The following is a 1,447-nucleotide window of genomic DNA, read 5'->3' as shown; positions in this document are numbered from 1 at the left end:
TACTTAAATATTTAAGTATGTTTTTCTATTTTAATAATTCTTAAATTATACTTTATATCTATGAAAATTTTATTTTCGATAAACTTCGCTTGAATTAGACACATAAAAAATATTTTTGAATATATTAATAGTGTAGTTAAATAATTTTTTTACAAATCTAAATCATTATTTATACTATAAATTTATCATAAGTATAGGTGGAAAATATATGACATGTTCAAATTATTGTGGTCATAACGATTGTAGACCTTGTATAGAATATATACCTTGTTTTGGACCTACAGGACCAGTGGGACCAACTGCTACAAATCAATTTTTATCTTTAGGTGCAGGATCTGGAACTGCATTAACAACAACACAAACAGCTATAACATTTGAATCTACTCTAGCTACTAATGGAACTGATATATCTGCAACGGTTCCTACAACTACAATAACACTAGCAGCTAATCATAGTTACTACGTTTCTTATAATGTTAATACAACTGCTACTGGAATTGGAGGTCTTGGAGCTGTTCTTTTATCAGATGGAACTCCTATACCTTCAAGTGCATCAAATGTAAGTTTAACAGTTGCGATTGCAGCTACTGCTAGCTTATCTGGTCAAGCTATAATAACAGTAGGCAATGCACCTGTAACATTACAAGTTGCTACTACTGCTACAATTGCAGGTATATTTACTTTAGCAAATGCAGGTATTTCAGTAATAGAATTATTATAAGATATTTAACTTTTAATCTATAAATTTAATTTTTTAAGGGATTATAACTTCTTTTTTTTAGAATTAAGTTATAATCCCCACCTATACTATAAATAAAAAATGCTCTAGAATTTGTATCTAGAGCATTTTTTATTTATAGATATGAATATATACTAATCCATTTAAACTTATATATTTTTTGAACACTTATCATATTAACTATTTTTTAATTATAGAAATTTTCATAATATCCGTATTAAAAATAAAGATACTATAGAAATTAAATACTTACACGAGGTTATAATATGAACATACATTTACATATTTTTATCACTACAATAAACATTTTAGTCTCAATGTTTATATTCGCTTTATACTTATATTTTAAAAATAGTAGTACTCATCTAATTTCTAAAAGTTATCATAAGTATAAAACGAATATATCCAGGTCTATAATTTTAATTTTTCTAACAACTATTTATATATATAACTTTTATTTACCCAAACATACAATCATGTTTATAATTCTTGAATCAAATCTATTGTTAGTTATTGCATATAGACTCAAAAAGTTGATCTCTCTATAGAGATAGAAACAAGTTAGCTAAAGTTAGGTATTTTTACTTTAGCTAACTTGTTTTTTTATTAATAGATTACAATTATTCTAATTTAAATATCTAAAATTATGATCTATTAATCTTAACTAGAAATTCTAGTACACTTCTTTATTTTATTTTATTTACTTTA

1 protein-coding gene is annotated in these 1,447 nt (G+C 24.5%); it reads left to right on the top strand.

Going from position 1 to position 1,447, the window contains the following annotated elements; translation table 11 throughout:
- Nucleotides 1–208 precede the first annotated feature (208 nt).
- Nucleotides 209–721, top strand: coding sequence for a BclA C-terminal domain-containing protein (locus VN21_RS10620; RefSeq protein WP_046823252.1), 513 nt, complete (start codon nt 209–211; stop codon nt 719–721).
- The last annotated feature ends 726 nt before the right edge of the window (nt 722–1,447 follow it).

Origin of the sequence: Paraclostridium benzoelyticum, assembly GCF_001006285.1 — a bacterium.
Classification (GTDB): Bacteria; Bacillota; Clostridia; order Peptostreptococcales; family Peptostreptococcaceae; genus Paraclostridium; species Paraclostridium benzoelyticum.
This window is presented reverse-complemented; position numbering and strand designations above follow the sequence as displayed.

Bases quoted from the DNA above. Each gene is read 5' to 3' on its own strand.
- VN21_RS10620 (WP_046823252.1), top strand. From the start codon at position 209: ATGACATGTTCAAATTATTGTGGTCATAACGATTGTAGACCTTGTATA.